The sequence below is a fragment of the Kitasatospora sp. NPDC043949 genome (assembly GCF_056435365.1).
In genome coordinates this window covers 1-1850 of sequence record NZ_JBWKEQ010000116.1, presented here as the reverse complement: position 1 = coordinate 1850, position 1850 = coordinate 1, and the positions used below count along the sequence as shown (strand labels likewise).

At 66.4% G+C, this 1850-nt stretch carries 2 protein-coding genes; both read left to right on the top strand.

The window, feature by feature from the left end; translation table 11 throughout:
* Positions 1-257: 257 nt before the first annotated feature.
* Positions 258-545 carry a S26 family signal peptidase gene (locus AC07AL_RS38515; protein ID WP_400812599.1) on the top strand — a complete coding sequence of 96 codons (288 nt, stop codon included), beginning with the start codon at positions 258-260 and terminating at the stop codon, positions 543-545.
* Between the two features lie 79 nt (positions 546-624).
* Positions 625-1758, top strand: a complete 1134-nt coding sequence (locus tag AC07AL_RS38510) for an IS630 family transposase (protein WP_478319564.1) — start codon at positions 625-627, stop codon at positions 1756-1758.
* Positions 1759-1850: the final 92 nt, after the last annotated feature.

Sequence of the window (1850 nt, the reverse complement as noted above, 5' to 3'; positions counted from 1 at the left end):
CCCCGGCCATCTCCTCAGGTGTCACACACCACCAACGACACAACCCACCAACAGACACGCCACTACCGCACAAACCTGACCAAGCCCTACTAGTGCCGCATCAAGCAACGTTCGCCTCGTCGGTGGCAGGGGGAACGGAATAATCTGTGGGCCGGCCGAGCCGTTTCTGCGACGATCGCCGGATGGGTGCGTTGGATGGGGTGGCGGCCAGGGTCGCTGGCGGAGCCACGGTTGAGTTCCGGCCGAGCGGGTCTTCGATGGTCCCGCTGATACGCAGTCGGCAGCTGGTGGTCGTCGCCCCGGTAGACCCGTCGAAGCTGGAGCTCGGCGACATCGTCCTCGCCCGCGTCGCCGGAACCGTGTACCTGCACCTGGTGTCGTCTCTGGACCCGACCAGGAGACGGGTGCAGATCAGCAACAACCGGGGCCGGGTCAACGGCTGGACCGGTCACGACCGCGTCTTCGGCATCTGCGTCGCGGTGGACGGGGTCGCTCGGTCCGGTGCCGCGGGCAAGACTCTGGCCGCCCCTGAAAGCCAGCCCTGAACAGCGAGGCGACGGGAACAAGCTCCTTCGCGCCGCGCTGGTCCTTCATCGCAGCGGTGGCTGCCGCCAAGCTATGCGGGTGGCAGAACGAGTGAACGTCCGCGAGATCGATCACGACGAGGGACAGCGCCTGCTGCGGATCATCCGCAGAGGTACGGGATCGGTGGTGACCTGGCGGCGGGCCCAGATGGTGCTGCTGTCCGCGCAGGGCATGCAGGTGGCGAAGATCGCGGCGGTGACATTCACCAGCCCGGACCGCGTCCGCGACGTGATCCACAATTTCAACGCCGACGGCTTCTCCTCGCTCTACCCGAAATACCGGGGAGGTCGGCCCAGGACGTTCACCCTGCCCGAACGCCGTGAGATCAAGAAGGTCGCCAAGTCCAAGCCGACCGAGCATGGCCTGCCGTTCTCGACCTGGAGTCTGGTCAAGCTGGCTGACTTCCTGGTCGCCGAGGGGGTGGTCGACGACATCAGCCACGAGGGCCTTCGGGTGCTGCTCCGCGAGGAGGGCGTCTCGTTTCAACGCGTGAAGACTTGGAAGACCTCCCGCGACCCCGAGTACGCCGCGAAGAAGGCCCGCGTCGAACACCTCTACGCCATCGCCGACGGCGAGGTCATACCTGACGAAGGCGAACCCGAAATCGTCTTATGCCTGGACGAGTTCGGCCCGCTCAACCTCCAGCCCCACCCCGGACGTCAGTGGGCCGAACGCGGCGGGAAACACAAGGACCCCGACCGCGAGCCGCGGGCGCGCCGCCGCGCGACCTACACCCGCCCGCACGGGGTCCGGCACCTGTTCGCCGCCTACGACCTGGGCAAAGAGCAGCTCTACGGCCACATCAAGCCGAGGAAGCACCGCGCGAGGTTCCTGGAGTTCTGCCGCTACCTGCGCAGCCTCCACCCCGTCGAGAAGCGCATCGCGATCGTCCTCGACAACTTCTCCCCGCACTTGACCACGAAGAAGGACGCCCGGGTCGGCGACTGGGCGGCGGCCAACAACGTCGAGTTTGCCTACACGCCCACCAACAGCTCCTGGCTGAACCGGATCGAGGCCCAGTTCACCGCCCTGCGCTACTTCGCCCTCGACGGCACCGACCACCCCACCCACAAGGCCCAGGGCAGCATGATCCGCCGCTACATCATCTGGCGAAACAAGCACGCCGCTGACCAACGGCTACGCGAGGTGGTCGACAGGGCGAACGTTGCTTGATGCGGCACTAGTAGGGCTTGGTCAGGTTTGTATGGATGTGGGTATGTCGCGGTGGCAGGTGGGGCAGGCGCCGGCCCAGGTTGCGAGGAGGA